This is a genomic window from Symmachiella dynata (assembly GCF_007747995.1).
Lineage (GTDB): Bacteria > Planctomycetota > Planctomycetia > Planctomycetales > Planctomycetaceae > Symmachiella > Symmachiella dynata.
Genome location: NZ_CP036276.1, coordinates 5,098,250 through 5,121,700, shown reverse-complemented (window position 1 = coordinate 5,121,700; position 23,451 = coordinate 5,098,250). Strand labels below are relative to the sequence as shown.

The 23,451-nt window shown below is 54.3% G+C and carries 20 protein-coding genes and 1 tRNA gene; 11 read left to right on the top strand and 10 right to left on the bottom strand.

All coding sequences use genetic code 11. The features are described 5' to 3' along the window. Positions 1–71 precede the first annotated feature (71 nt). The 4 genes from Mal52_RS19435 to Mal52_RS19420 form a co-directional block, all read right to left on the bottom strand. Positions 72–500 (bottom strand): RrF2 family transcriptional regulator, encoded by a 429-nt coding sequence (locus Mal52_RS19435; RefSeq protein ID WP_145378123.1) that lies wholly within the window; start codon positions 498–500, stop codon positions 72–74. A gap of 407 nt (positions 501–907) precedes the next feature. Further along, positions 908–981 (bottom strand) — tRNA-Arg (locus tag Mal52_RS19430). Positions 982–1,041: 60 nt separating this feature from the next. Further along, complete coding sequence (locus Mal52_RS19425; protein WP_145378120.1) at positions 1,042–1,932, bottom strand: hypothetical protein; 891 nt, start codon at positions 1,930–1,932, stop codon at positions 1,042–1,044. 287 nt (positions 1,933–2,219) lie between these two features. Then, on the bottom strand, positions 2,220–3,251 hold the full coding sequence (locus Mal52_RS19420) for a class I SAM-dependent methyltransferase (RefSeq protein ID WP_145378118.1): 1,032 nt from the start codon (positions 3,249–3,251) through the stop codon (positions 2,220–2,222). Positions 3,252–3,523: 272 nt separating this feature from the next. On the opposite strand from Mal52_RS19420, the gene Mal52_RS19415 reads away from it, so the two are divergent. Next, positions 3,524–5,284 (top strand): ArnT family glycosyltransferase, encoded by a 1,761-nt coding sequence (locus Mal52_RS19415; protein ID WP_145378116.1) that lies wholly within the window; start codon positions 3,524–3,526, stop codon positions 5,282–5,284. A gap of 49 nt (positions 5,285–5,333) precedes the next feature. Here Mal52_RS19415 and Mal52_RS19410 read toward each other — a convergent pair whose 3' ends face one another. Then, complete coding sequence (locus Mal52_RS19410; RefSeq protein WP_145378114.1) at positions 5,334–6,191, bottom strand: hypothetical protein; 858 nt, start codon at positions 6,189–6,191, stop codon at positions 5,334–5,336. Between the two features lie 170 nt (positions 6,192–6,361). On the opposite strand from Mal52_RS19410, the gene Mal52_RS19405 reads away from it, so the two are divergent. Then, the gene (locus tag Mal52_RS19405) at positions 6,362–7,111 is read left to right on the top strand and encodes an RNA polymerase sigma factor (protein ID WP_197534331.1); all 750 of its coding nucleotides are present in this window, start codon (positions 6,362–6,364) and stop codon (positions 7,109–7,111) included. 185 nt (positions 7,112–7,296) lie between these two features. Here Mal52_RS19405 and Mal52_RS19400 read toward each other — a convergent pair whose 3' ends face one another. Further along, positions 7,297–8,319 (bottom strand): DUF1573 domain-containing protein, encoded by a 1,023-nt coding sequence (locus Mal52_RS19400; protein WP_231962398.1) that lies wholly within the window; start codon positions 8,317–8,319, stop codon positions 7,297–7,299. A gap of 697 nt (positions 8,320–9,016) precedes the next feature. Here Mal52_RS19400 and Mal52_RS19395 point away from each other — a divergent pair. After that, complete coding sequence (locus Mal52_RS19395) at positions 9,017–9,226, top strand: hypothetical protein (protein WP_145378111.1); 210 nt, start codon at positions 9,017–9,019, stop codon at positions 9,224–9,226. 313 nt (positions 9,227–9,539) lie between these two features. Here Mal52_RS19395 and csrA read toward each other — a convergent pair whose 3' ends face one another. Beyond that, entirely contained in the window at positions 9,540–9,743 is a 204-nt protein-coding gene (gene csrA, locus Mal52_RS19390; RefSeq protein WP_145378109.1) for a carbon storage regulator CsrA, read from the bottom strand. 711 nt (positions 9,744–10,454) lie between these two features. Between csrA and rpmB the strand changes: the two genes are divergently transcribed. The 4 genes from rpmB to Mal52_RS19370 all read left to right on the top strand — a co-directional run bounded on the left by rpmB (position 10,455) and on the right by Mal52_RS19370 (position 13,809). Continuing rightward, positions 10,455–10,715 carry a 50S ribosomal protein L28 gene (gene rpmB / locus Mal52_RS19385; RefSeq protein WP_145378107.1) on the top strand — a complete coding sequence of 87 codons (261 nt, stop codon included), beginning with the start codon at positions 10,455–10,457 and terminating at the stop codon, positions 10,713–10,715. A 78-nt stretch (positions 10,716–10,793) separates the two neighbouring features. After that, complete coding sequence (gatC, locus tag Mal52_RS19380) at positions 10,794–11,093, top strand: Asp-tRNA(Asn)/Glu-tRNA(Gln) amidotransferase subunit GatC (RefSeq protein WP_145378105.1); 300 nt, start codon at positions 10,794–10,796, stop codon at positions 11,091–11,093. 91 nt (positions 11,094–11,184) lie between these two features. Continuing rightward, the gene (gatA, locus tag Mal52_RS19375; RefSeq protein ID WP_145378103.1) at positions 11,185–12,660 is read left to right on the top strand and encodes an Asp-tRNA(Asn)/Glu-tRNA(Gln) amidotransferase subunit GatA; all 1,476 of its coding nucleotides are present in this window, start codon (positions 11,185–11,187) and stop codon (positions 12,658–12,660) included. Between the two features lie 177 nt (positions 12,661–12,837). Beyond that, complete coding sequence (locus Mal52_RS19370) at positions 12,838–13,809, top strand: bile acid:sodium symporter family protein (protein WP_145378101.1); 972 nt, start codon at positions 12,838–12,840, stop codon at positions 13,807–13,809. A 118-nt stretch (positions 13,810–13,927) separates the two neighbouring features. Here Mal52_RS19370 and Mal52_RS19365 read toward each other — a convergent pair whose 3' ends face one another. Next, on the bottom strand, positions 13,928–14,209 hold the full coding sequence (locus Mal52_RS19365; protein WP_145378099.1) for a transcriptional regulator: 282 nt from the start codon (positions 14,207–14,209) through the stop codon (positions 13,928–13,930). A 367-nt stretch (positions 14,210–14,576) separates the two neighbouring features. On the opposite strand from Mal52_RS19365, the gene Mal52_RS19360 reads away from it, so the two are divergent. Next, positions 14,577–17,570: a hypothetical protein gene (locus Mal52_RS19360; protein WP_145378097.1), complete on the top strand. Its 2,994-nt coding sequence runs from the start codon at positions 14,577–14,579 to the stop codon at positions 17,568–17,570. A 176-nt stretch (positions 17,571–17,746) separates the two neighbouring features. On the opposite strand, the gene Mal52_RS19355 is transcribed toward Mal52_RS19360, so the two are convergent. After that, positions 17,747–18,991 carry an FG-GAP repeat domain-containing protein gene (locus Mal52_RS19355; RefSeq protein WP_145378095.1) on the bottom strand — a complete coding sequence of 415 codons (1,245 nt, stop codon included), beginning with the start codon at positions 18,989–18,991 and terminating at the stop codon, positions 17,747–17,749. Positions 18,992–19,275: 284 nt separating this feature from the next. Between Mal52_RS19355 and Mal52_RS19350 the strand changes: the two genes are divergently transcribed. Together Mal52_RS19350 and Mal52_RS19345 are read left to right on the top strand one after the other, a co-directional pair. Further along, on the top strand, positions 19,276–19,671 hold the full coding sequence (locus tag Mal52_RS19350; RefSeq protein WP_197534330.1) for a DUF5684 domain-containing protein: 396 nt from the start codon (positions 19,276–19,278) through the stop codon (positions 19,669–19,671). Positions 19,672–20,183: 512 nt separating this feature from the next. Then, complete coding sequence (locus Mal52_RS19345; RefSeq protein ID WP_145378094.1) at positions 20,184–20,705, top strand: class I SAM-dependent methyltransferase; 522 nt, start codon at positions 20,184–20,186, stop codon at positions 20,703–20,705. Between the two features lie 16 nt (positions 20,706–20,721). Here the strand turns inward: Mal52_RS19345 and Mal52_RS19340 are convergent, their stop codons facing one another. Then, the gene (locus tag Mal52_RS19340; protein WP_145378092.1) at positions 20,722–21,633 is read right to left on the bottom strand and encodes an HDOD domain-containing protein; all 912 of its coding nucleotides are present in this window, start codon (positions 21,631–21,633) and stop codon (positions 20,722–20,724) included. Positions 21,634–22,030: 397 nt separating this feature from the next. Here Mal52_RS19340 and Mal52_RS19335 point away from each other — a divergent pair, with 397 nt between their 5' ends. Further along, positions 22,031–23,023, top strand: a complete 993-nt coding sequence (locus Mal52_RS19335; protein ID WP_231962397.1) for a zinc-dependent alcohol dehydrogenase — start codon at positions 22,031–22,033, stop codon at positions 23,021–23,023. Positions 23,024–23,451: the final 428 nt, after the last annotated feature.

Genomic DNA, 23,451 nt, shown 5'->3' with positions numbered 1-23,451 from the left:
CCTGGGGATAATAGTGAATGTCGGGGGAGGTCAGGGTAGGGGGGCGAAGGAAGGAACAAACAGATGAATGACTATCCGGTAGATTCAACGCGACTGAATTGCCGTTTTGTCGGAATGACGTCCGCCAGTGTGAGGCTGTTCAAATACTCCAACTGGATCCGCTCCGCTTCGGCCAGCACGCCTTTCAGTTTGCAAAACGATTGAATCGCGCACACGTCTTCGGTGGCAACGCAATCCAGGAGATGCATGTTTCCCTCAAAAGCTTCAACCACATCGCCCAGACGGACGTCCTCGGGTTGCTGAGCGAGTTCGATGCCCCCGCCGATGCCCCGGATGCTGCGAACATATCCCAACCGCGCGAGTTGGTTCACCACTTTGGACATATGGTGGGTGGAGATTTTATAGAGCTGCGCCACCTCCGCCGCCGTCGTCCGTTTTCTGGTCGACGCGAGATACATCAGCGTTCTCAAGGCGAAGTCCGTCTGGGTTGTCAGTCGCATGAGGAGCTCAAATTCGAGAAACAAGCTAAATATGCACCGCTTATGCATATTTTGTAGCCTGCATTTCCAGCAACGTCAAGTCATTCTTCGGCGAGTTTGTTTTTCCGTTCAATCTCAGCGATCAGCAGAACAGGTTCTGCCCGAAAAACGGCTAAATTAACAAATCCCTGTCGCTCCATGACGACACGTGCAGTTTCCCGAAATGCAAGATCACAATCATCCCGCAAGCACTAGATATCCGAAGGGCAAGTCAGCAGGAGACCAGCCCGCTGCCCACCCCGCCTGAGAGCAATCGCCAATGCCCCGTACAATTCAGACCCGTGGCATCAGGGCGAAACAGTTAAACCAACTCAAAACCCCACTCCCAAAGAACGCCATAAGCCACTGTCTAGCAGTGGCTTACAAAGCACGCCCGGGTGGATTCGAACCACCGACCTACGGATTAGAAGTCCGTTGCTCTATCCAGCTGAGCTACGGGCGCAAACGCAATTGGCAAAAAGACTCACGTTGCATGGTATCTTGGGGGGGGGGAGAGTCCGTTCTACGTAAATTCTAATTCATCGTCGTCGAAATTGCCGTCGTCGTCGCAGGAATCCCAAGACATCACAAATGGTACACCCCTCTTACTGCGGTCATCATATCCAGCTTTGCCGTCTCTCAGCAACTGTGATTTCCTTTCGCCTTCGAGGGTGGTTAAGTCGTGTAGCATACTTCGGCATAAGTCAGCGACAGTCATGCTATTGGACAACGCTTTCTCTTCCAGGGTTCGGAATTGTGAAAGCCGAAAGAACAACGTCACGGGGACCGTGTCGGCATATTCAATGGGGCCAAAGACATTCTGGGTTTCGAGGTGACATTCCCCATTGGGCATGGCTTGCTCAATGACGAACGAAAGAGCGAACCCAATACCGTTTGGCATGCTGTCTATAGTTTCGGCTTCGTCGAAACCGTCGAGTAGGCTGATTAACTTGTTGCGAAGTTTTATGGGGGTATGGACTTCGACTGACATGCCGTTTTCTTTTTGAAAGAGGGGGGAATCGTCATCGTCCCCCACGTTCATCAAATACACTGCCTGCCTGGCACTCTCTTCCGTGCTGGTAATCGATTCCAGAGCTTCGCGAAGCAAATAGGCTATTTCGAGCCTCGGAATTTCTTCGTTTTCCAGCGCTTTGATTACACCCTTGCATGTCTCAAGGAGAAACGGAGCGGATGCGATTAGGCGGGCGTTCGCGGTATACTCCGCCTCCCGGCCTTCCCCGGATGATGGTGTCGGAACCACTGCAACCAAACCGAATGGAATCTCTGATGCGTTTTCCTCGCTCGTTACCAGCCATGTTGGACCTTGAATGAGCTTTCCAATGGTCTCTTGCAGAGATTCTATAGATGTATCGTGTATTTGCGAATACCGCCACTGGCCTTTCGTGTGAATCATTTGGTTACGCTTTCTTTCTAGGGACGGCCGGAATAAACAACTTATCAGTCGCGATCGCACGCTGATTTGCAGTTCCAGTATATCTCTTCGTCGTTTCCAAGCTCTTGTTTTGCATTTGGTGTTGCAACTCGAACAGATTCATATTCTCGGAGATTGATTTAGAAATCGCTTTCCTATCAGGGCCGAATTGGGACCTTGCCAGGAAAGACCATGATTCTTGCTGCGGAGTTGTCCCCTCAACCTGTGCGAATATCCAGCTTGGCCGATACTGTCTTAGCAAGCTTAAGTTAGCTTTGTGTTTCCTCGACCGGTGGCAAGGCCGTTGCTACCACATGAACCGTGGCACCTTTACGGCAGAGAGCTGCGACGACGGCCATGATGGTTGCGAATGGCATGCCCAATAGGAACATCGTTTTCAAACGGAATCGGCCCCAGAAACCCAGTAGTTCCCCCGTCCCGGCACCCCGGCGATGCAGCAGTTCATACAACGAGTTTTTGGGCAGCGTATCGTACTGGTTGAGTATGCTTTGCAACCAACCGAATGGATTTTGCCGGAGAGAGAAATGATGTTCGGCCCGGCAGGTGAAACCACAATTTTCTAATATTGTTTTCAATGCCGAGACGGGAAAATGGTACAGATGGCGCGGAAGATCGAGATGGAACCAAGCCGGCCCGGCCCAGCGTGCTTGGATGCTGGAGTAATTCGGCACTGCAACAATGATGTCTCCCCCCGGCTTGAGAATGCGATGTGCTTCCTGCAACGTCTCTTTAGGGTTCGGCAGATGCTCAAGTACGTGCCAAATGATAACGCGATCGAAATAGTCTGACGGATATTCGACATCCGCCAACTGGTTCTCAATGCGCACGTGGATCCGCGGGTCGATGCCTTTCGTGGCCTCGCTGTTGTTTTCGACACCATGCGCTTCATGTCCCCGGATGGCCATCGCGCGAAGTAGCATTCCCCGGCCGCATCCCACATCAAGAATCCGAGCGCCTGGGGGAAGTCCGCTCGCAATGGCACGGGCTTGGCGGGCTGCGACCAACCTGATCATGGTTTCCACAAAAGTGCGAAATTTCTCGCCCGAATCGCCATAGTATTCATGTGGATAGAACGTGCGAATCTCCTCTTCACTGGGGAGGGGGGATTGGCTCCCCAGGCCGCAGCGACTGCAATTGACGACCTTCTGCGAGAAGCCCTCAATCGAGAAGGTCGGAACCGCAGATGTGTTTTCGCAAACAGGGCAAGCCGGAGTCTCAACGACGCCTGCCGCCTGGGGATCGACCTGCGTGACTTTCAGGGAATAGAGACTTGGCTGCATTATGAACGATTATGCGGATGGGGGATTTGTTGATTGAAAATAGCGATCGCCAAGTCTGCTGGTTGATGGATGTCGATTCAATCTAACAAGAACTCGGAGCGGGCAAAATGGTGTTTGGCCAGCATCGGCAATACTTGTTCGGAATGGTCGATTCTGCAATACTTCGACTCCGCACGCATCGCACTGTCGCTGTTAAAAAAACGAAAAAATCGTGCCGGAGATGTTGAGTTGCGCATGGTCGGTAATCACCATATCAAAAAAATGGTTTTCGCATGAACCAGCCAGACACGCGACCACAAAAATCACCAGCGAGTCCTTGGGTGTATGGGCTCGGCCTCGCCGCTTTGCTGTTCGTTTTGCTGTTGCTGTTCGCCGGCAAAGCCTTCCACATCGACGATACGTTTTACGTGCGAGTCGGGGCAGACTTTCTACGCGATCCGCTCCATCCCTACAACAGCACCCTGAATTGGGACGGCAAAGAGGAGTCGCTCTGGAAGATCAGCTTGCACCCGCCGCTGCATAGTTACTTGATGGCCGGCGCTCTGTTGTTTGTCGGAGAAAATGAAATTCCGCTGCATGTGGTCTGGGCCTTATTGGCTGCCGGGTGTACCTATTTGATGTTTCAAATCGCGCGGCAATTATGCACCCATCCCGTCATGGCGACGTTGTTGGCTGTTCTGTGCCCCGGATTTTTCGTCAGCGCGACCACGTTAATGGCCGACATCTCGTTGCTGTTCTTTTGGCTACTGGCCGTTTACTTTGCGATTCTCGCCCGGAATACCAATCGCCCCGGCTTCCTTTGGCTAGCTGCCGTTTGTTCCGCGGCTGCGGCCATGACAAAGTATTTTGGGATTGCCCTGGTGCCTCTCCTTTCGGTCTGGTTGGCGGCGACGATTTGGATGTCGCGCAGAGAAGGTAAGCTGGCCATTTCTCCCGCTTGGATTGCCGGGTGGCTAGCGGTCTCCTGCCTGCCGGTCATGGTGGTTTCGGCTTGGGGGTTTTATGCGAAGGCCCAGCCTGAATGCGGTCTCTTTCACCCGTTAGCAGCCGCTCGATTCTCAACGTCCGAACAACATTCCATGTCCGAGCAATTTGCATTGTCCGAGGATGCGGGAAACGAAATGGTGGATGGCGTGCGCGTTGCGTTATCGTTTCTAGGCGGTTCCTTGGTCTGGCCGCTGTTCTTGTTGCCCGCTTGTCGATTCCTTTCCGGGTGGCTGAAAATGGGGCTGGTCGCATTGCTGCTCTTCACCATCATTGCTGGGTGGTATGCGATCTCCTTTCCCGATGGAAGGCAGATCGATTTCAGCTATGTGGAAATCACCGACGCGATGGCATTTGCCGGATCCATTGCTGTGGTGATCGCGATCTCAAGTTGCATTGCCCGCAAGGATGGGGATTCGTTGCTCTTGGGGCTGTGGTTTTTCGGTACGTTATTCTTTTGTAGTTTCATCAATTGGTCCGTCAATGTCCGCGTCATCCTGCTGGCAATCTTCCCCTTGTGTGTGCTGGTCGTTCGCTGGGGGGAGTCGCTCAAGAAGAGCCAATCCTGGCTTCTCTGGACCAAAATTGCCGTGGGGCCCACGTTGTTGGTTTCGTTGATCGTAGCCATTGCCGACTACGACTTTGCCAGTGTGGGAAGAGAATTCGCCCAGACCGCCGTGCGGGAGTTGATTCAAAGTGGAGAGCAAGTCACTTTTGCCGGGCACTGGGGGTTTCAATATTACATGGAAAAAGAAGGCGCTCAGCCGATAGATTTTGATGCCGATTTAACGCTCAACGAGCAGCGGGGATACTATTTGAATAAATCGGGGATCATGATTTATCCGCTCAACAACGCGCGGCTGAATCCCAGGATGTACAACATCGCTCTGATCGAAGAAGTCAATTCTTCGCTGCCTCGCTTCGGTGTGCACTCCATGTGTGGTGAAGCAAACGCTGGATTTTACAGCAGTGTTTGGGGCACCGTGCCTTACAACATCGATCCCGAAATTCCGGTGGATGCTTTTTCCGTCTATCGGATTATCGAATAGCCGCCTGAACGACCATCCCGTTCCACCAGTCGGCTGATGATGGTCCGGATTAGTTTTTGCCACCGCTGGCCACGTGGTGTTCGGGGAAATCCTTGCGATATCTTCGCAACAATTCTGCGACATCATTCTTGAGGATGTAAATCTTACCGCGAATCTGTTTCGATTCTCCCGGCTTGAGTCCGCCGATGCGGAAGTCGGAATGCAGGCAGACGATCACCCCCTGGAAGAGTTCCTGGTAGGGCTCAAAGGCGGTGGCCAGAATCATTGACTCGTCGGCGGAAAAACAACCGATCAGGCCGTTGCTGGGGACAGTGTCGTTCAGCGGGCGGGGATTGACGTCGTTGCGATCGACATGCCGAGGCGCCCAAACTTGTCCAGGCACGTAGCGAGCCTTGGTCGCCCAATCGGGAGTTGGCATGCGGGTCAGTTTGCCGTTGTAGAAGACAAAGCCTTTGTCGAGGTAGGTCTTCTGATTGCGACCGGTAAATCGATCGACCCGCAGGCAAGGTTGCGCCCAATAGGCTAGCGACGGCCGTTTGGTGGGGTTGGTCGCCGTGATCTGAAAATCGATGTTGTCCGCCAGAGCGCGAATATCGTGCTGCACAATCACGCCATCGGCCAATGTGCATTGCAGTTGCAAGCGGCTGCCGTCTTGGGCGGTGTCGATCAGCTTGGTTTCATGTGGGATAGTGGTTTCTCGCCAATCACGATCGGTCGAACCGGGCCTGCAATACGCCTCGATATAATGAATTTTGGGCGGGCCTCCCGGCAAATGCTCGCCCGAAATGGTGAGCATGTTCTTTTGCCACGACAATGAAAGCGGTGCGGGTTCGTCAGCGGCCAGGGCCGTGGGGGTCAGCGCTGCAACCAATAACACTCCGCCCAGGCATCGATTCAAGAACCTCATGGCAAACCCTCTATGGACAGGAGAAACAAGATGCAGGGGGACAGTGGTCGTCCCCGTTGCATTCCTTGCAGGAACCTTAGCTGTGCTTGTTCGCGTTCCTTGCGCCTCTTACAATAACCGCTGATGCGTTCTCTGCGAAGACTATGGGCCAACACGATCGGTTGCTACGCATGAAACCGGACGAATTCGACGCTCGATTGAGTCAGATCGAAACCGATTGGAAGATGATTTTGGACGCCAGTCGCGGCGCCGAAATTGGACACAAGCGGGCGATTCAAACGTTTTTCGATCAGTATTCGCGGGCCGTCTATCGCTATTTGCTCGGCGCGGTCCGCGATCCCGACGCTGCGGATGAATTGTTTCAAGAATTCGCGCTGCGGATTTCCAAAGGGTCATTTCGCAATGCGGATCAATCGCGGGGGCGCTTCCGGGCGTATCTGAAATCGGCATTGATCAATCTCGTGATTGAGTACCGCCGCAAGGTCAGCAAGAAGCCAGGCAGCATTCAAATCGAGCCGAGCGAATTCAAAAATCCCGCAGCTGAACTTGAGGCAGAATTCACCCGGACCTGGCGGAACGAATTGTTGTCGCGGACGTGGCAGCAACTTGAAGAGGTGGATCGCCGCAAGGGGCGTTCTTATTACGTGGTGTTGAAATTCCAGACCGAGCATCCTCAGCTCACCTCAACCGCCGCCGCTGAGCAACTCAATGTGCGAATGCAGGGAAAACGTCCCGCATTCACTGCGGCAGGCATGCGGAAGACACTGCAACGTGCACGCGACAAATTCGCTGAAATGCTGCTCGATGAAGTCTCGAAATCGCTGCAAGATCCGCGTCTGGATGAGTTGGAGAACGAGTTGGTCGAATTGGAACTCGATCCCTATTGCCGCTCAGCGCTGCGGCGACGACGCGGGGAATAACGACAGCACCGAAAGCTCGCACAACGCCATTTCGCGATGTCCGTAAACGCCCAATGCCCCGCCGAAACGTTTCGGCGGGGCATTGGTATCTTATTGAGAACCGCAAGGGACGGACCACCCGGAGAATCCTTCTCTGGCGTCCTTTGCAGGAATCAAGGCAGCGAAAAAGTAGTATCGGTAGCGGCTTATTTTTCAGCCGTCGCCGCGGCAATTTCGCCGCGGGCAGTGAATTGGATCGGTTCAGCCATGCCTTTGATCGTCACGGTGAACGTCTCGGCGAACTTGCCGGGTTTGTTTGAAGGGACGAATGACAACGGCAACACATGCACCGGCTTAGTCGTTTTGGGAAGTTGAACTTGATAGGCAGCGTTGCCCGATTCGCTTTCGATTTTCTCGATCGTAAACGGTTTGCGTCCGCGTAAAACAACGTTCACGGTTTTCTTGTTTCCGCCGGCAGTCAAGACGCCGAAGGAAACGGCTCGGGGCGTGATTGTAATTTCTGCTTCAACCCGGCCTTCGATCAACACGGGAACGCGGGGGCTGTTGGTATCGTCCGTAATCAGGAAAAGTTGATTTCGCAGGTCACCGACCGGGGCATCACCTTTAAGGTCCACAACCAGATCGTATTTCACGCGTCCGGCATTGCGTTCTTTTTCAACGGCTTTGGCTGTGATGTATGGGTTTTTGGTTTCGACTTTCAGGATTTTCCAGTCGTCACGTCCGGCGTAGGCAATGTCGATTACTTTTTGTGCGGATGTTCCTTTCGCAACGGCGCCAAAGTTCACCATACCCGGAGTCAGGACGACATCTGTCCGAATGTAAGCAGAGATCGGCAAGCGGACTTCTGCATAAGCTGGCGCGTCGAATGTGACGATCAGGTTCGAGTCTTTTTTACGGGTGAATTTCCGCGTATTCATCGAGACTTCGATGTAGGCGGAGTCGCCGCTTTCCAACAGGTCGCGACTGGGGCGTGCGGCTGTGCATCCGCAAGTCGTTCGCGTGTTGGCGATATGCACTTGCTGGTTGGTGTTGTTGGTGATTTTGAACCGGTAGGTCGCCTCCGCGCCGCGAGCGATCACTCCAAAGTCGTGGTTTTTTTCTTCGAACATCGCTTCAGCCCACCCGGGGCTTTGAGCTGTGGCCGTGGCTGTGTATGCCAATACGCCAACCATCAAAAAAAACGAACGCTGAATGATCATAAGACGCATAACTAAATCTCACTTTGGCGAGCTCAAAAATGGCACGCCGTCGAGGAAGTTGGAGGACCGGTCCAGAATAGTCTCCGTTCGTTGACCGGGGTGTTTAAAGGCGGCACTCAACTGCCGGCGTTGCCGCCGCTGGATCATCTCATAAGGTATTTGTTGTCATCGACATCAGTCGTCGATGAGGTTAATGGCTCCCTCTCAAAATGTCAATGTGCTGTCGTTCGCTTCGTCATTTGCCTGAATCTCGCGTACAACCCGCTCAATGGGAACATGCCGTCGCTCCACAGGCCGAATTGTCGACGTTGCGCGAATTGCCAACTGCGAAATTGGCCGTGCTGGGGGTTTGGGGCTATGTTTGACAGAATCCTTGAGAGCGTTCGTTTTCTCGAACCGGAGCCTGAATCGCCCCAAAAGCACTTATGAAACGTTTCGCCGACCATTACGTAACTCAAATGTTGGATCTCCTGCAGACAATGACTCTGCAGGACTACGGACACGTTGTGCTTGCGCTGATTCTGGTAGGTTGGGCAATTACTCGCGTGAAGTAGACAGCGGCCTTGGAGCCGGACCGCAGGTTGTAGGTTTTGCAAATCAGTCGATGCAGCCAAATCATTGCAAGACTGCGTCAAGCTGTGCGTCCCAGATAGTCGATATCCCCAGCAGAACTTGCATATTCGGTACTCTGGGGGGAGACGGCAGCATGCGTCACATATTGGCGCTGGCATTCGCAGCATTATTTCTGGTGGCAGTTCCGGGCTGTAGTAGCGGCCCGTTGAGCAATGCCTATTACCAGGAAGTCGACGACTTCAATGACTGTGTCAACGAAAACATTCATTTCGACAATGTTTACTACTGGTATTGCCGGGAGTGTGGTTGTCGAGAGTGTGTGCCGTTTGGCAACTGCTATTAGCTGAAGCGGTGTGATCCCTGCGGGGGATTACCGTCCGCTAGCGGTCACTACTTATAGACGCGCCACTATACTGTAGGCATACCGACGCTGTAGGCATACCTAGGGGTTTTAAGGACGGCTCGGTCGGTGCATGTGGCTTGTGGAGAAGCCAAGGCGGCTGACAACGTCGTGGAGAAGGAAATCGTCTTTGAGGTAGGTCTCGGTCAGGATTCCCCGAGGACGTTGCCGCCGCCGTATGACACGGCAACTCGAAATGGTGGTCCGTTGCCGCTAGCGAATTCCGGCTTTCGGAATGTAACGGGAACGGGACCGCTTAAGCTGTGAAGGCGCCGGCTACCGATTTCCCGGTGTAGGCTTCTTCGAGAAACGTCTCAGCGAGTTCCGAACGGAGTACGCGAATGTGGCCCGGGGCTTCGATCCCCAGACGCACGACTCCGCGGCCGCATTGGATCACTTTGACGACAATGTCATCTCCAATCTGTATCGATTCGTTCCGTTTTCTGGCAAGTACTAGCATCGCTCCCCTCCTGTTTTTGGTGGATCGCGTTTGGTCAAACGCGGGACAACTAATTGAATGCAATGGCCCCAATCGGCCGAATGCTTCAGGCAATCCTTTGCATCAGCGAACTGTGTGCCAGAGGAGTTCATCCCTCGTCCTCCCATCTTTTTGAGATACTACAACCGTATGTTAAGGGACAGTTTACGGAATATGAAATTCTCAAGAATTTCATACCCGCCCGCAGCCACTCAACCCACGTTCTGGGAGGTCTTGCAATTCGCATCGCAAATCTTGCAATCCGCAAAGAAAAACTTATCCTAAAACCAGTTCTTTCCGAGTGGATCACACTTACGTCACTGAACGGGTGTATATATACCCTGCGGCGAATTGAGACAAGACCAATTTTGGAAAAATTTTGAGCCTCAATTGGAAGCTAGGTGGTACAGCGAAGAGGCTGTCCGAGGCGAAAGGGGCGGGGAATTCCCGTTCCAGGCCGAATTGCCTGAGATGAGGCGTAGGTGGTATCCAGCAACATAGGTGGTATCCAGCAAGACAACCTGTAGCGAGAGGTTTGTCGGATTCCAGCAGAGGGGCGATTGAGACGGGGCGAAGTGGTCAAAATTAGCCCCTAAAAGTGTGTCAGCGACCGCTTGCAATCAAGGTGAGGCTGATTATACTTGTCCCGTGCCCGGTACGACATAAATGTAAACAAACGTAAGGATTATCGTCATGAGTGCGAGTTGTGAAGTTTGCGGAAAGACCGCCCAGAAGGGCAATTCGGTCACGCAACGGGGTAAGGCGAAGTATCTGGGCGGAAACGGACGCCAAACCACGGGGATTTCGCGGCGGATGTTTAAACCGAACCTGCAGAAAATTCGCGTGCAAGAGGGCGGCGGAACAGTCTCCAAGCGGGTCTGCGTGCAGTGCATCCGTGGCGGACGCGTGCAAAAAGCGGTCGTGCGGAAGTTGTTCACGCTTCCTGAAAAATAAACCCGAGCGGCGTGAGATGCTGGTGGAGACACCGCCGGCTTGTCGCTGCGCGTCTTCTGAGAACGCTCTGGCACGATCATGACGACTGAATTGACACGCGATGAAATCCAACGGGTGGCAGTTCTCGCGCGGCTGAAATTGAGCGACGCGGAACTGGATAGCCTCACTTCCGAGTTGGCGCAAATCCTCGGGCACATGGATCAATTGAACGAGTTGGACACCGAAGATGTCGAGCCGATGGTTCATGCGATCGAATTGAAGAACGTGTTCCGCGCGGACGAAGTCCATGAGTCCCTACCGCGGGACGAAGCCTTGGCCAACGCCCCGAAGTCGGACGGCCGTTACTTCCAGGTTCCGCAGATTCTGGAAGGGTCCTAGCCGCGGTCGGATTTTTGCCGTGGGCTTGCGCTAGAAAACTGCGGAAAACGTCGCCGGTCAAATCATCACTCCCCATTCGAGACCTACAGCCATGTCGATTGTCGGTGCGACCGCCGCGGAACTTCTTGCACGGATGGAGCGGGGAGATACCTGCAGCGAAGAAGTCACGACCGCCTATTTGGACGTGATCGCCGCACACGACGAAGACGTGAAGGCGTTTGTGCATGTCGACCGCGATGCAGCACTCGATGCGGCGCGAGAGGTCGATCGTCAGCGGCAAGCTGGGGAGAAACTGGGGCTGCTGGCTGGATTGCCTGTAGCGGTCAAAGACATCATGTGCACGCGGGGTGTGCCGACGACGTGCTGCAGCAAAATGTTGGCGAACTATGTTCCTCCTTACGATGCGCATGCGGTGACGTTGTTGCGTAACGCCGGTGCGGTCCTGATCGGGAAGACGAACATGGATGAATTCGCCATGGGATCGTCGACCGAGCATTCGTATTTCGGTGCAACGCGCAATCCCTGGGATCTTGAGCGAGCCCCAGGAGGATCGAGCGGTGGTTCGGCAGCGGCGGTCGCGGCTCAGATGGCGCCGCTAGCGGTCGGGACCGATACGGGTGGATCGATTCGTCAACCGGCGGGTTTCTGCGGCGTGGTCGGTATGAAACCAACCTACGGCCGGATTTCGCGTTACGGATTGGTCGCCTTCGCCAGTTCGCTGGATCAAATCGGCCCGTTCGCCAACGATACGGCCGGAGCAGCGTTGTTGCTCGAAGCGATGTCCGGGTATGACAATCGCGACTCGACCTGCATCGACACGCCGGTTCACCCGTATAGCAAAACAGTCGAGGAACCGTTGGCCGGTTTGAAGATCGGCGTCGCCAAAGAACACTTTGTCGATGGTCTGGATCCTGAAGTCGAAGCGGCAATCAACGCCGCGTTGGGGGTCTACGAATCGCAGGGAGCAGAGCTGCGCGAGATCAGTTTGCCGCACTCAAAATATGCCGTCTCGGTCTACTATCTGATTGCTCCGTCGGAGGCATCGAGCAATTTGGCGCGATACGACGGCGTACACTATGGGCATCGGGCCGAATCCTTTGAAAACATGATCGACATGTTTTCCGCCAGCCGGGGCGAGGGCTTTGGGCATGAAGTCAAACGACGGGTGATGTTGGGGACCTATGCCCTCTCGGCAGGCTACTACGACGCGTATTATCTCAAGGCGCTCAAAGTGCGGCGGTTGATTCGCGAGGACTTTGATACGGCGTTTCAGGATGTCGATGTGATTGTCTCACCAGTGTCGCCCACACCCGCATTCAAGTTGGGTGCGCACGATGATGATCCGTTGGGGATGTATTTGTCGGACATCTATACGCTGAGCGCCAACCTAGCCGGATTGCCGGGCATTTCAATTCCCGCAGGCATGAGTTCAGAGGGATTGCCGATCGGGTTGCAAGTCTTAGCTCCACCGCTGCAAGAAGACCGCGTCCTGCGCGCCGCACGCATGTTTGAACGCGAAACCAACTGGCACACGCAACGCGCTCCGCTGTCCGGGCAACCATCGTAGCGCAGCGGATGCGGGTTGCATCATCACCAAGCTGAAGCGTTTTTGAAGCAGTCGTGAATCCAACGTAAAACGTTGTTCGCTGTTGCGTGAGATTTGTTTGCTTTCCAGTCAAACGTCCTACCTAGAAAGGTGCGTCGCGACGCACCCTACATTGTTGTTCATCGTATTGGACGTCTTATGCTGCAACGGTATCTCTTGGCCTGGTTGAGTCTGCTTTGTTTGGTGGCCTATTTTTGGCCGCAGTGGGGGCTGACGTCGTTTGATCCGTTTGTGGAAAGCACGCCGTATTTGTCCTACCTGATCATCGTCACCATGTTTGCTATTGGGGCGCTGTTGCCCAGTGACGAAGTGCGGAACGTTGCGGCACATTGGCCGACCGTTTTGCAGGGGACGCTGCTGCAATACACCACCATGCCGCTGTTCGCCTATGGCGTTGGCCGGTTGTTCGGGTTTGGTCCGGAGTTGATGGTGGGCGTGATCATTGTGGGGTGCGTGCCGGGGGCGATGGCGTCCAACGTGCTCACCCTGGCGGCGGGAGGCAATGTTAGCTATTCGGTCAGCTTGACCACGAGCGCGACGTTGTTGTCGCCGCTATTCGTGCCGGCCGCCTTTTGGTTGTTTCTGGGCAAATCGCTCACCGTTTCCCCAGTCGATGTCTCGATCAAGTTACTGTATCAAGTGGTGGGGCCGGTGGTGATCGGGCATTTGCTCAGTCGGCGGTTGCCGAAGTTTCAGTCCGCGATGCAATGGCTGGGGCCGGTGATTGCCAATCTGACGATCCTGTGGATCGTGGCCGCCGTGTTCGCGAATAAGCGAGATGCCATCACCGGACACGCTTCGACGTTGGGAGGCGCGCTGCTGTTGATCAACGTGGCCGGTTATGCCGCGGGGTTCCTGGGCGGCAAGGCCTTGCGATTCAGCGAGCCGATGCGGCGGGCGCTGACATTGGAAATCGGCATGCAGAACGCCGGATTGGGAACCGTATTGGCGAGCCAACTCTATCCGGACGAACCGAGCACGATGGTTCCGCCGGCTTTGTATACGTTTGGTTGTATGCTCACCGGCACAATCTTGGCGCAGTTCTGGCGACTGCGACCCGTGGAGGCCCCAAGCGTGAAATCGTCGCCGATAATGGTTGACGACGACTAAGCGTCACCCAGACGCTGGCATGACTGGTGCGTCACGATTCATGTATTCGGGTGGGCGTGATCCTTGCGGAACACTGGCAAAGCCAGTGGCACCCAACGTTAGAGAATTTGAGGATGTCCTAGTCTTCGGAAGAATCCTGGCGCAGCGCATCGCGCTCGTCGCGAGTGACCTGCAGGTCGAACATCAGATATTTGATGTCCAAGCGCAATTGCGAAAGGGCTTCCTGAACCAGCGATAAGATACGTCGGCGACGGCGTGCGGAGTCGACGACCTGATCGTAGACCCGCCCCATATCGGCTTGGTATTCGCTAGGCAGGTTGGCAATTTGCCGTCCCAGCTCCAGTAGTTCTCGAGGCAGCTCCTCGGTGTCTTTATCGTTCAATCTTGGATGTCCAGTCATCTTATTGTTGTTCTCCTGTTGTTGCTATTTTATGCATTTTCCGCGCCGATGGGCAGTGTTTCAAGATGGATTTACGCAAGTGGCATTACTGTAGGTGTTTGCGTCAAATGATGTTTTTCGACACAGATCGGGCCATGTGGTTTTATGACAACGCCTTCGGGTTGGCCTAAATCGCAAGTTGCTATAATATCTCGCAGTTACGTCCGATTGCCGCTTTGGACACATGATGCGAAATGGCAACATGTCTGGTGCTTTGGCACCTCGCTGCGGCACAGAAACAAAATCGGGCTGTATCGCGGGCCATCGGCTGTTCTCTCACTTTTCTGATTTTCCTCCATACCACCCCTTCTAATAGACACCACTTCTCATGGATGAGAAGAGTCGTTCTCAACCGCATATAGGTCTCAGGTTTGGGCTACACGTCTGCGGGTTCCTGTTGGGCCTGCTGTTGTGGTTGGGGGGCGTCTGCGCCGCTGCGGAATTCGTTGAAGATTTCGAAGACGTCTCTTCCGGCGAAACTTCCTGGTATTGGCAGTTCGACAAACAAAAATGTCGACTGATTGAGCACCGCCGTGTGGATCAAGCCCACAAGGGACAAGGTGCGGAATTTCTAAATTTCGAAGCGGCTGACGAAGGGACTTTGGTGGAGTTGCGGCACTCATTGCCGGCGACTCAGGTTCTATTGGGTGAAACGCATCTTTCGGTATGGGTTCGCTGCCAACAGCCGGGTTGCCAATTATCGCTCCGATTGGTGTTACCCAACGAGATTGACCCCACAACCGGTAAAACGGCGCTCATGATTCCTCTCGAGGGCGACACCTACACCGACGAGGAAGGCCGCTGGCAACAGCTGACTTGCCGTACGACCAAACGTGCGGTGCTCAAGACAATCGGTTGGGCGCGAAACTATTACGAAAAGACGGAAATCGATACCGAGGGTATGTATGTCGACCGTGCGTATTTGACAGCCAAATCGTTGGCCGGGCCGGTTAAGTTTTTGATAGATGACATGCGTTTGGGACCGCGCGTGCGACCCCCGACTATTATTCCAGTTGACCACCGCGAGGACGCGTCCGCAACAGCAACCCCCGCCAAATTTCATCTGGATCAACTGACAATCGAAGGCAAGCCGACCTTTTTGCGCATCCTCCCTTATCATAACGAGGATCCGGCCGAGTTGGCGCGATTGCGCTTCAATACCGCGTGGATACCGGATTTCGCGAATGTAGCGGTGCTGAAAAAACTGCGGGCACAGGGACTGTGGATGATCGCCATTCCACCGCAAGCGATCGGACCGGACGGCGAGATGTATGATGCACGGACGGCCAACTTGGCCCCGTTTTCAAAAGACACCGAAGGCATCTTGGCGTGGTATCTGGGTACGGGCATTCCTGCTGCTGACAAATCCTTGATTACCAATTGGATCGAAACCCTGCGCGGCGCGGACCGAAAATACAACCGTCCATTCATGGGGGATGTGGCGGGGTTGGAGTTGTCGTACTCACGACTGTTCAAGATGCTCGGGGTTTCGCGAAACGTGTTGCACACCAGCTTGAATTTCCGCGAGTACCGTGAGGCATTGATGGCGAAACGCCATGCGGCTCGTCCTGGTTCGTTTTGCTGGACCTGGATCGAAACCGAACCGGCGCCTGAACTCGACGGCTGGCGCGTGGCTGCGGGGTGGCATCCGGTGGTTGTCGAGCCGGAGCAAATTCGCCTACAGCTTTATGCGGCGCTGCAGGCAGGCAATCGTGGGGTTGGTTTCATGAAGTCGAGCGATTTGAACGAGGAGCGTCCTGGAGGATTGGAGCGCAAGTTGGTCGTTCAGTTGTTGAACATGGAATTGGATTTGATCGAACCGTGGCTGGCGACGGCGACATTGCGATCAACGGTTCCTGTCAAGATTTCGCAACGCAAGCAGCAGCTTCGCCAGGGCAACCTGTTCGGCGGCAGTGCAGAAGCGCGGCGGCGGAAAGACGAATTGTTACGAGCACGGACGGATGATTTGCGGCAGAAGCCGCGACTCAAAAAAGAACTCGAAGCGGCCGTGCTGGAAACGGTCGACGGGAATCTGTTGATTTTACCCGCTTGGCTTGAGGAGGGGGCACAATTCGTTCCTGGACGGTTGGGGGGCGAAAATGTGCGGATGACTGTTCCCGGCGTCTCGGCCACAGCGGTTGCCTTTGAAATCACGACCACCGGTGTGCACAGTCTGGACGGACGTACTCGACGCGTCGCCGGTGGATTAGAAATCACGTTGCAAAAGTTCGACCAGACCGCCATGGTCCTGCTGACGTCCAACCCGCGATTGAAAATGGAACTGGATCGCAAAGTCTATGCAATGGCGCCGGAAAGCGCTGCGATTTCACTCCGGTTAGCAGAAACAAAATTAGAGCGGGTCCGCGCGATTGACCGAGAGCTTGTCGAATTGGGATATCCACAGGGAGACGGATTGGGCAACATTCGTAAATGCGAATCCAGTCTGCGTAGCGCCCGGGAAGCGCTGCGACTCAAGGACTTCAATGGGGCACGGATTTTGAGCGGCGAGGCGATGCAAGCGCTGAGGATTTTGCAACGGGGGCATTGGAACGATGCCGTACGCAATCTCTCCAGCCCGACCTCCAGTCTGCACACCTTGTGCTTTCAAACATTGCCCGATCATTGGGACATGATGGCCCGCTTTGGCAGTAAGATTTCCGTGGGTGACAATTTGCTGCGTTCAGGGGACTTTGAAGATCTCGATACGATGATCGCCGAGGGGTGGCAACACAAACAGCGGGAGTCGTCCGGCATTCAAGCGAATGCAGAACTCGCGCCGCGTCCTTCCCCCGGCGGCGGGCAATATAGTTTGCGGTTGGCTGCGCTGCCGCTGGATGCGGAAAGAATTCCACTGCTGGTTCCCGAACCACCTGTCACCGTGACGACACCGCCGCTGACGGTGCAAAGCGGACAACTGATTCACATCCGCGGCCAAATACGTATCCGCAGAGACATCACGGGCAGCGCCGATGGGGTAATGTTCTACGACAGTCTGGCCGGCCCGGCCCAAGGATTGCGTTGGAAATCGACCAATGGTTGGCAACGCTTTGAAATGTTTCGCGAAGCAACCCACAGCGGCTCGATGACGCTGACATTGAGTTTGACTGGCATGGGAGATGTGCTGATTGATCAACTGCAGGTGATTGCCGTGACGCCCTCCCGGTCGATCGGAGGGTTCCGCGGTGAAAAACATTACGACCCCCGGCACATCCTTACCGTCCCGGTCAACCGCAGAAGAGTGCAAGGCATGGCCAAGCCACAGGGACGCGAGCGCATGAACGAACGATACGATTCCCGCCGCAACGACGCGCGACAACGTTAGTGCTCCGATCCATTCAGTGAATCCGCCGTCCCTCAATCACTTCCCCCTCTCCCTCTGGGAGATGGCCGGGGTGAGGGTTTTTGCACAACAGTTGTCAGGCATCGCCGCTATTCGTTGAGGCAATCTTTCGCACTGCATCGAAAGGTGCGTCGCGACGTCCCCTACAGTTGGTGTTTTTAGTCTGCTTTTGGTTTTCGGCCTTCGTTTCGCCACCAGCGGAATTCGTAGCTGCCGTGTTCGGCGCAGGCGGCGATGTCGAGGCGGCCGTCGCCGTTGATGTCGGCGAGGATGACTTGATTCGCGCTGCGCCAATTCTCTTTGAGCATGTGCCGCTTCCAGGGTTTCTTGGAGTCGCCGAGATTCTCAAACCAAGCAACGCTGCCGGGATTGCGCCAGGATGTGGCGGCGACGTCGATGTCGCCATCGCCATCTAAATCACCGGCAATGGCTTCAAAGGCATCATCGAATTCGGCGCCAATCACGTGCTGCTTCCACGGTCCGTGGACTGCTGGATTGTTCTCGTACCAGAGGATTTTGTTGTCCTGCCGTTTTGTCGAAGCTTTGCCGTCATCGCTTTCGGGGCGGTAATAAAACCCCAACGCCATCACCACGTCCATGTCGCCATCGCCATCCATATCTGCCGGATTGCCATGAGCAGGGCAGGGGGATTGGTCGTCGATCACATGTTTAGTCCAATGGACTTCGCCGGCTTCTTTATGGTTTTCATACCAAAGCACAGCGGGGGCTTGTCGTGCGGTGCCGAGCAGATCCATATCGCCATCACCGTCGAAATCGGCGGCACGCATTGTGCGGGTTTCGAGGATGTCCTGTTCGATGATCCGTTTTTTCCATTCTCCTTCCGCAGGCGAGCCGTCGTTTTCGAACCAGGCGAATTGATTTCCCAGCACCCAACTCGAAGCCGCCACGTCCAAATCGCCGTCGCGATCAAAATCGGCCAACGCAACGTCGTAGGCACCCGGCAAATCGGTGGTGATCACGTGCCGCGACCACAATGTCTCGTCGGTCGGCTTGCCATTGTTCTCGAACCACAGCAAATCGCCGCGGAGGTTTTTGACAATCACCACATCTAGATCACCATCGCCATCAACATCGCCGACCAGATGCCGTTCGAGTCGTTCGGGATCGTCCTTTTGGATAATGTGCCGTTTAAATGCAGCTTGGCCGTCGTTCTCAAACAAGTACAGCATGTTGTGCGGCGTGTAATCGGCGCTGGTCAAATCGAGGTCGCCGTCACCATCAAAGTCCGCAGCGGCAATGCCGTAAGCATAGGCGTATTTGTCGGCGATCAGATGTTCGGAAAACTGAATCGATGGCACGGGCTCGTCGGCGCGGCAACAATCAAAACCGTTCGGCAAGGCACTGCAAACCAGGAGGAGAAGAAAGGCGGCGGGGTGTCGCATGGTGTCGCTCCAGTTGTGGGTTTCGGGGGGATGCCACCCATACTAGCACCAGTTGTGTTGATTGACACCTATGATCGAAAACCTGGGTTGCCAGTGCGAATCGTTTGAGGTTGTCCAGCAATCTTTGCCAGAATTTCATTGCAATCCGGAGTTGAATGGGGCACTTTGGTGTTGAGCCTCTGCTTGAGGCTGTTTACAACGCATTGAGTTTGACCGTTTCGCATGTGACCTGAGGCGTGAGTTGATACCGGATCACTTCAATTATCCTGGAAGGAGAACAGATTATGAATGATTTCAGCTACGCAGTGACATTTGCTCAAGAGGGTGGCGACGAAGCTATTGGGGTGGTCTTTTTGATCGTGTACTTTGCTCTCATCATCGTTGCGATTGCGGGGATGTGGAATGTGTTTATAAAAGCGGGCAAGCCTGGCTGGGGATCGATCATCCCTATTTATAATATGATCTTGTTGTTGGAAATTGCGGGCAAACCAATTTGGTGGCTCATTCTGTTATTTATCCCCTTTGTGAGCATTGTCATTGCGATTCTCGTCGTCATTGATGTGGGGAAAAACTTTGGCAAGGGGTTAGGTTTCGGTTTGGGATTGGCGTTTCTACCCTTCATTTTCTATCCCATCCTAGGTTTCGGCGATGCTCAGTATCAGCCGGTTACAGCCAATTAACAGGCTGATTTACTCAGAGGTCAGACGGAGAGATGTGACCGTTAGCATCTATTCGGTCGGGCATCTGTTCTCGGCTAAAAAATACGATGGGCCAAATCAGAAAACGCTGAGAACGCCAGTGATTGCAAACTGCGCGAACTTTTTTTCAGGGCAAAAATTTCCGAACCGCCGGCGCGCGAGTGCCGGCGGTTTTTAGCGTACCGCCCAGCCCCTTCGCAATATTGGTCCGCTTGTTCACTTTTGTTGAGAAACCACAGCAAAGGCATCGCGTATTTTCCAAGGGTTATCCATTACACCGCCTCGCATTTCAGCGACTCTCGCCGCTTATGATCTACGTTTATTAGGGGATTCACCTTGATTGGCTGAAATCGCTCGCAAGGCCTATTGAAAACGGGTTCTGACAGCTCATATCCTCGAAGTCGTTCTCAGGGCGAGGGTGTTTTACGTTGGCAGGCACGCTTTTTTTCGGAATCACGCCGAATGGCCAACTGTTGCAGTGAAGGAAGTCTGACATGAGTAAGGTGGCCCAGCGCGGGGCGCTCATCGAACTGATTCGTGACCATTTTGGCCAACCTCAAAAGGGGGCCCAGATCGGTGTCTGCGATGGCAAAACCTCGGAAGCGTTGTTGGGAAGTTTCGGCCGATTAGAGCTGTTGATGATCGACAAATGGAGCGATCAAAAAGATTGCCGACCAGCGATTCAAAACACATCCCGTTTTTCATCGCGGCGACAAATCTTCAGTTGCCCCACCTGTCATCCCAAGGCGCTGGAATTGGCGCCCACGGCTGGGCTGGATTTTGTGATTATCGATGCCGGCCATTTAAAAAACAGCTATTTCCGCAGCATGCAGGACTGGTTTGATAAGGTCAAACTGGGCGGCCTATTTTGCGGGTGCGATTATGGCAAGTCGGACCAACCCGGCGTGATCGAAGCGGTGCAGCGTTGGGCCAAGAAAATGGGACGCGGCAAAGCGGACAAATTTCATGTCACCAAATTGGGACATGTTTGGTGGACGACCCGCGTTGCAGAGTGAGGCTCGCAGTCCGCTTTCACACAGCCAGCGCTTTTTGACAGTAGCGGCGAAATGAGAATTGGCTGTTGTCCACCGGGGACAACTCGGCAAATTCCCGATCAACGAGATCGGCGATCTTGACCAGGTCAAAGGCCTTCCACTTTTTGCCGAGCTTTACCAGTTGGTCCAACCCGCTGGGAATTTGCTTCAGCGGGTCAGGCATCAGGGACGATGCGGCTACGGCTGCCGCAGCTGTGGTGCGGAGTTGCGGATCGTTGAACAATTTCAGTCCGCGGTGATGCAATACGACGCAACAGATTAAGTCGTCGGGGAATTCCCAGCCATACATGATTTGGCCGGCGGCCAGGGCATGATTCCAGCCGAATGATTTTTCCTCAAATGCAACCAACTCGCGCGGCCGCTCCCGTTGTGTTTCCGTAAACCCGTAGTAACTGGTGAACATGTCGTTGGTCAGCGCGGGCAATAAGAAATCCTGCAGCATGCCGGCGGAAAAAGCTAGGTCTTGATCGGCTCCTAACAGCCGCGCGACTTCCCTCGCAAAAATTGCCCGTTCGAGATTTCCCGCCCAGAAGTTGCGAAGATTGATCAGCTTCGACTCGCGGCCTTGCATCGAGCGTTCCATGGCCTTGGCGACTAAATACAACGAGGTTTCGCGAAACCCCAACAGGCCGACCGCTTGCTGCGCTGAGGTCGCTTTTTGGCTCAGTCCCACCGCGGCCGAATTGATGTGCCGCAACAGCGCCGCGGTTAATCCCGAGTCGGTTTCAATGATTTTTCCCAGCTCAACCGCCGTTACCTGCGGGTCTTCCGCACGACGATTGAACTTCATCACTGCCAACGGCAGGATCGGTACCTTAACGCGTGTGGGGATCGCCGACTTTTCGGGTTCACCAATGAGCGATTTTCGCAGTTCGGTCCAGTCGACCATGTTCAGACGCTTTCAGTAGGGGATCAGAGCAGAAGTGGTACAGAGCCGGTTATTGGTCGCTCAAACATAGGTCATGTGCCCGGTGATGCTGACTTTCAGGAAATCGCCCCACGAAAAGTGTTCTGTCCTGGAAACGTATTACATCCTTTAGTGCAATCGTGTGGTTCGTGCGGATTTCGATGTTCGTGCGAGCTGTTGGTGTGGTTCTGATTCAACGCCCTTGTCCGCAGATTGTTGCTAAAAACCGAATTGTGCAATATCCTATTCAGCCGTCCGTGTTCATGCGTCAGGGATATTGTGTTTCGCTTACCTCCACAGGCGTTGCGCAGTAACGGACAGAACGCATGCCGTAGCAGATTGTTGAATCCCCCCATATCGAACCGAGGACGTTCCTACCGTGTTAGCCGGCCATATTGTTGCTCATCGACAGATCGAACTCATTGATGTCCCCGAACCGGAATTGAACGGGCCCGGGCCTGACGGGGAACCGCAGATTATTTTCGAGCCGCACTACACCTGTCTGTGCGGATCGGACCTGCCCTTTTTCGATGGCGACTTCAACGGCGAACCAACCGAGTTTCCGCAGCAGGTCGGACATTCGCTGCACGAGATGATTGGGCGGGTTGTCGATACCAATGGCGAAAAATTCCAAAAAGGGGAACGGGTACTCACCGTGCCGGTCTATCAGGTCGGCTTTTTCGAACGCTTTTGTAACAGCGAAAACCGCACGATCCACGTCGACGACCGTCCGCACGTCGAAAACGCCTTGATGGCCCAACCGCTGGGAACGGTGATGTATGCGTTGGCCAAGCTGCCCAGCGTGATGGATCTTGATGTGGTGGTCGTCGGACAAGGCCCCATCGGCCAGTTGTTCAATGCGACATTACGCAATCTGGGGGCGCGGGAAATTATCGGCATCGATAAACTTCAGTCGCGTCTGGAGACCAGTCCCAAGATGGGAGCAACCGCTACGATTTGTAATGCGACCGAAGACCCCGTCTCCGCAGTGCAAAAAATCCTGGGCGGCAAATTGCCCGATCTGGTGATCGAAGCGGTGGGGCATAAGGACCAGACGCTGAATCTGTGCATCGACCTCACGCGCAAGTTCGGCACGATTCTGTTCTTTGGGGTCCCTCCCGAACAGATCCACAATGTCAACATGCTCAAATTGTGGCGCAACAATCTGAAAGTCGTCACGAGCGTCGAACCTGGTTTCGAACGAGATTTTCCGCTCGCCATGCGGTGGATTGCTGAAGGCCGCATCAATGTTTCGCCAATTATCACACACCGCTATCCGCTGGAGAAAATCCAAGAAGCCTACGAGGTGTTTTTGAATCGCACCGATGGGGCGCTGAAGGTGATGGTTGAATTCCCGGCGGCGGGGCAGTAGGCAGTAGGCAGTAGGCAGTAGGCAGTAGGCAGTAGGCAGCAGGCAGTAGGCAGTAGGCAGGAAAATAGTGGCCGGTGGTTAGTGGCCGGTGGCCAGAATTTATGGGGGTGAGATCGGTTGGGATTTTGGTCCTCAGGTTGTTTACCTGTTGCGGATGATGATCCTTTTTGCACCCTCATGCCTGTCTCCTCAGGCCTCACTCCTGGCTTGAAATGGCTATTGTTTCTCAAGCTGGTTTGCTCAGACTGGTCTCTGCTTGCAAAGAAGACTTTAGACTTTCGCTGGGAGTTTGTAGGATTGCTGCAGGGATCTCTGCCGGTCGGGCCAACGGTTGACGTCTCGCGATTGTCCTGCAGTTCGTTTCAAAACCCTCTGACTCGTTCCTCGAATGCGGATCTGAAAGTTTTTAGAACAAGCGTCACTTGGTT

Excerpts from the sequence above, each read along its gene's own strand:
- csrA (WP_145378109.1), bottom strand. The coding sequence starts at position 9,743 with ATGCTAGTACTTGCCAGAAAACGGAACGAATCGATACAGATTGGAGAT.
- gatC (WP_145378105.1), top strand. The coding sequence starts at position 10,794 with ATGACGACTGAATTGACACGCGATGAAATCCAACGGGTGGCAGTTCTC.
- Mal52_RS19360 (WP_145378097.1), top strand. The coding sequence starts at position 14,577 with ATGGATGAGAAGAGTCGTTCTCAACCGCATATAGGTCTCAGGTTTGGG.
- Mal52_RS19355 (WP_145378095.1), bottom strand. The coding sequence starts at position 18,991 with ATGCGACACCCCGCCGCCTTTCTTCTCCTCCTGGTTTGCAGTGCCTTG.
- Mal52_RS19400 (WP_231962398.1), bottom strand. The coding sequence starts at position 8,319 with ATGCGTCTTATGATCATTCAGCGTTCGTTTTTTTTGATGGTTGGCGTA.
- Mal52_RS19435 (WP_145378123.1), bottom strand. The coding sequence starts at position 500 with ATGCGACTGACAACCCAGACGGACTTCGCCTTGAGAACGCTGATGTAT.
- Mal52_RS19425 (WP_145378120.1), bottom strand. The coding sequence starts at position 1,932 with ATGATTCACACGAAAGGCCAGTGGCGGTATTCGCAAATACACGATACA.
- Mal52_RS19365 (WP_145378099.1), bottom strand. The coding sequence starts at position 14,209 with ATGACTGGACATCCAAGATTGAACGATAAAGACACCGAGGAGCTGCCT.
- Mal52_RS19420 (WP_145378118.1), bottom strand. The coding sequence starts at position 3,251 with ATGCAGCCAAGTCTCTATTCCCTGAAAGTCACGCAGGTCGATCCCCAG.
- rpmB (WP_145378107.1), top strand. The coding sequence starts at position 10,455 with ATGAGTGCGAGTTGTGAAGTTTGCGGAAAGACCGCCCAGAAGGGCAAT.
- Mal52_RS19405 (WP_197534331.1), top strand. The coding sequence starts at position 6,362 with ATGAAACCGGACGAATTCGACGCTCGATTGAGTCAGATCGAAACCGAT.
- Mal52_RS19345 (WP_145378094.1), top strand. The coding sequence starts at position 20,184 with ATGAGTAAGGTGGCCCAGCGCGGGGCGCTCATCGAACTGATTCGTGAC.
- Mal52_RS19340 (WP_145378092.1), bottom strand. The coding sequence starts at position 21,633 with ATGGTCGACTGGACCGAACTGCGAAAATCGCTCATTGGTGAACCCGAA.
- gatA (WP_145378103.1), top strand. The coding sequence starts at position 11,185 with ATGTCGATTGTCGGTGCGACCGCCGCGGAACTTCTTGCACGGATGGAG.
- Mal52_RS19350 (WP_197534330.1), top strand. The coding sequence starts at position 19,276 with ATGAATGATTTCAGCTACGCAGTGACATTTGCTCAAGAGGGTGGCGAC.
- Mal52_RS19410 (WP_145378114.1), bottom strand. The coding sequence starts at position 6,191 with ATGAGGTTCTTGAATCGATGCCTGGGCGGAGTGTTATTGGTTGCAGCG.
- Mal52_RS19395 (WP_145378111.1), top strand. The coding sequence starts at position 9,017 with ATGCGTCACATATTGGCGCTGGCATTCGCAGCATTATTTCTGGTGGCA.
- Mal52_RS19415 (WP_145378116.1), top strand. The coding sequence starts at position 3,524 with ATGAACCAGCCAGACACGCGACCACAAAAATCACCAGCGAGTCCTTGG.
- Mal52_RS19370 (WP_145378101.1), top strand. The coding sequence starts at position 12,838 with ATGCTGCAACGGTATCTCTTGGCCTGGTTGAGTCTGCTTTGTTTGGTG.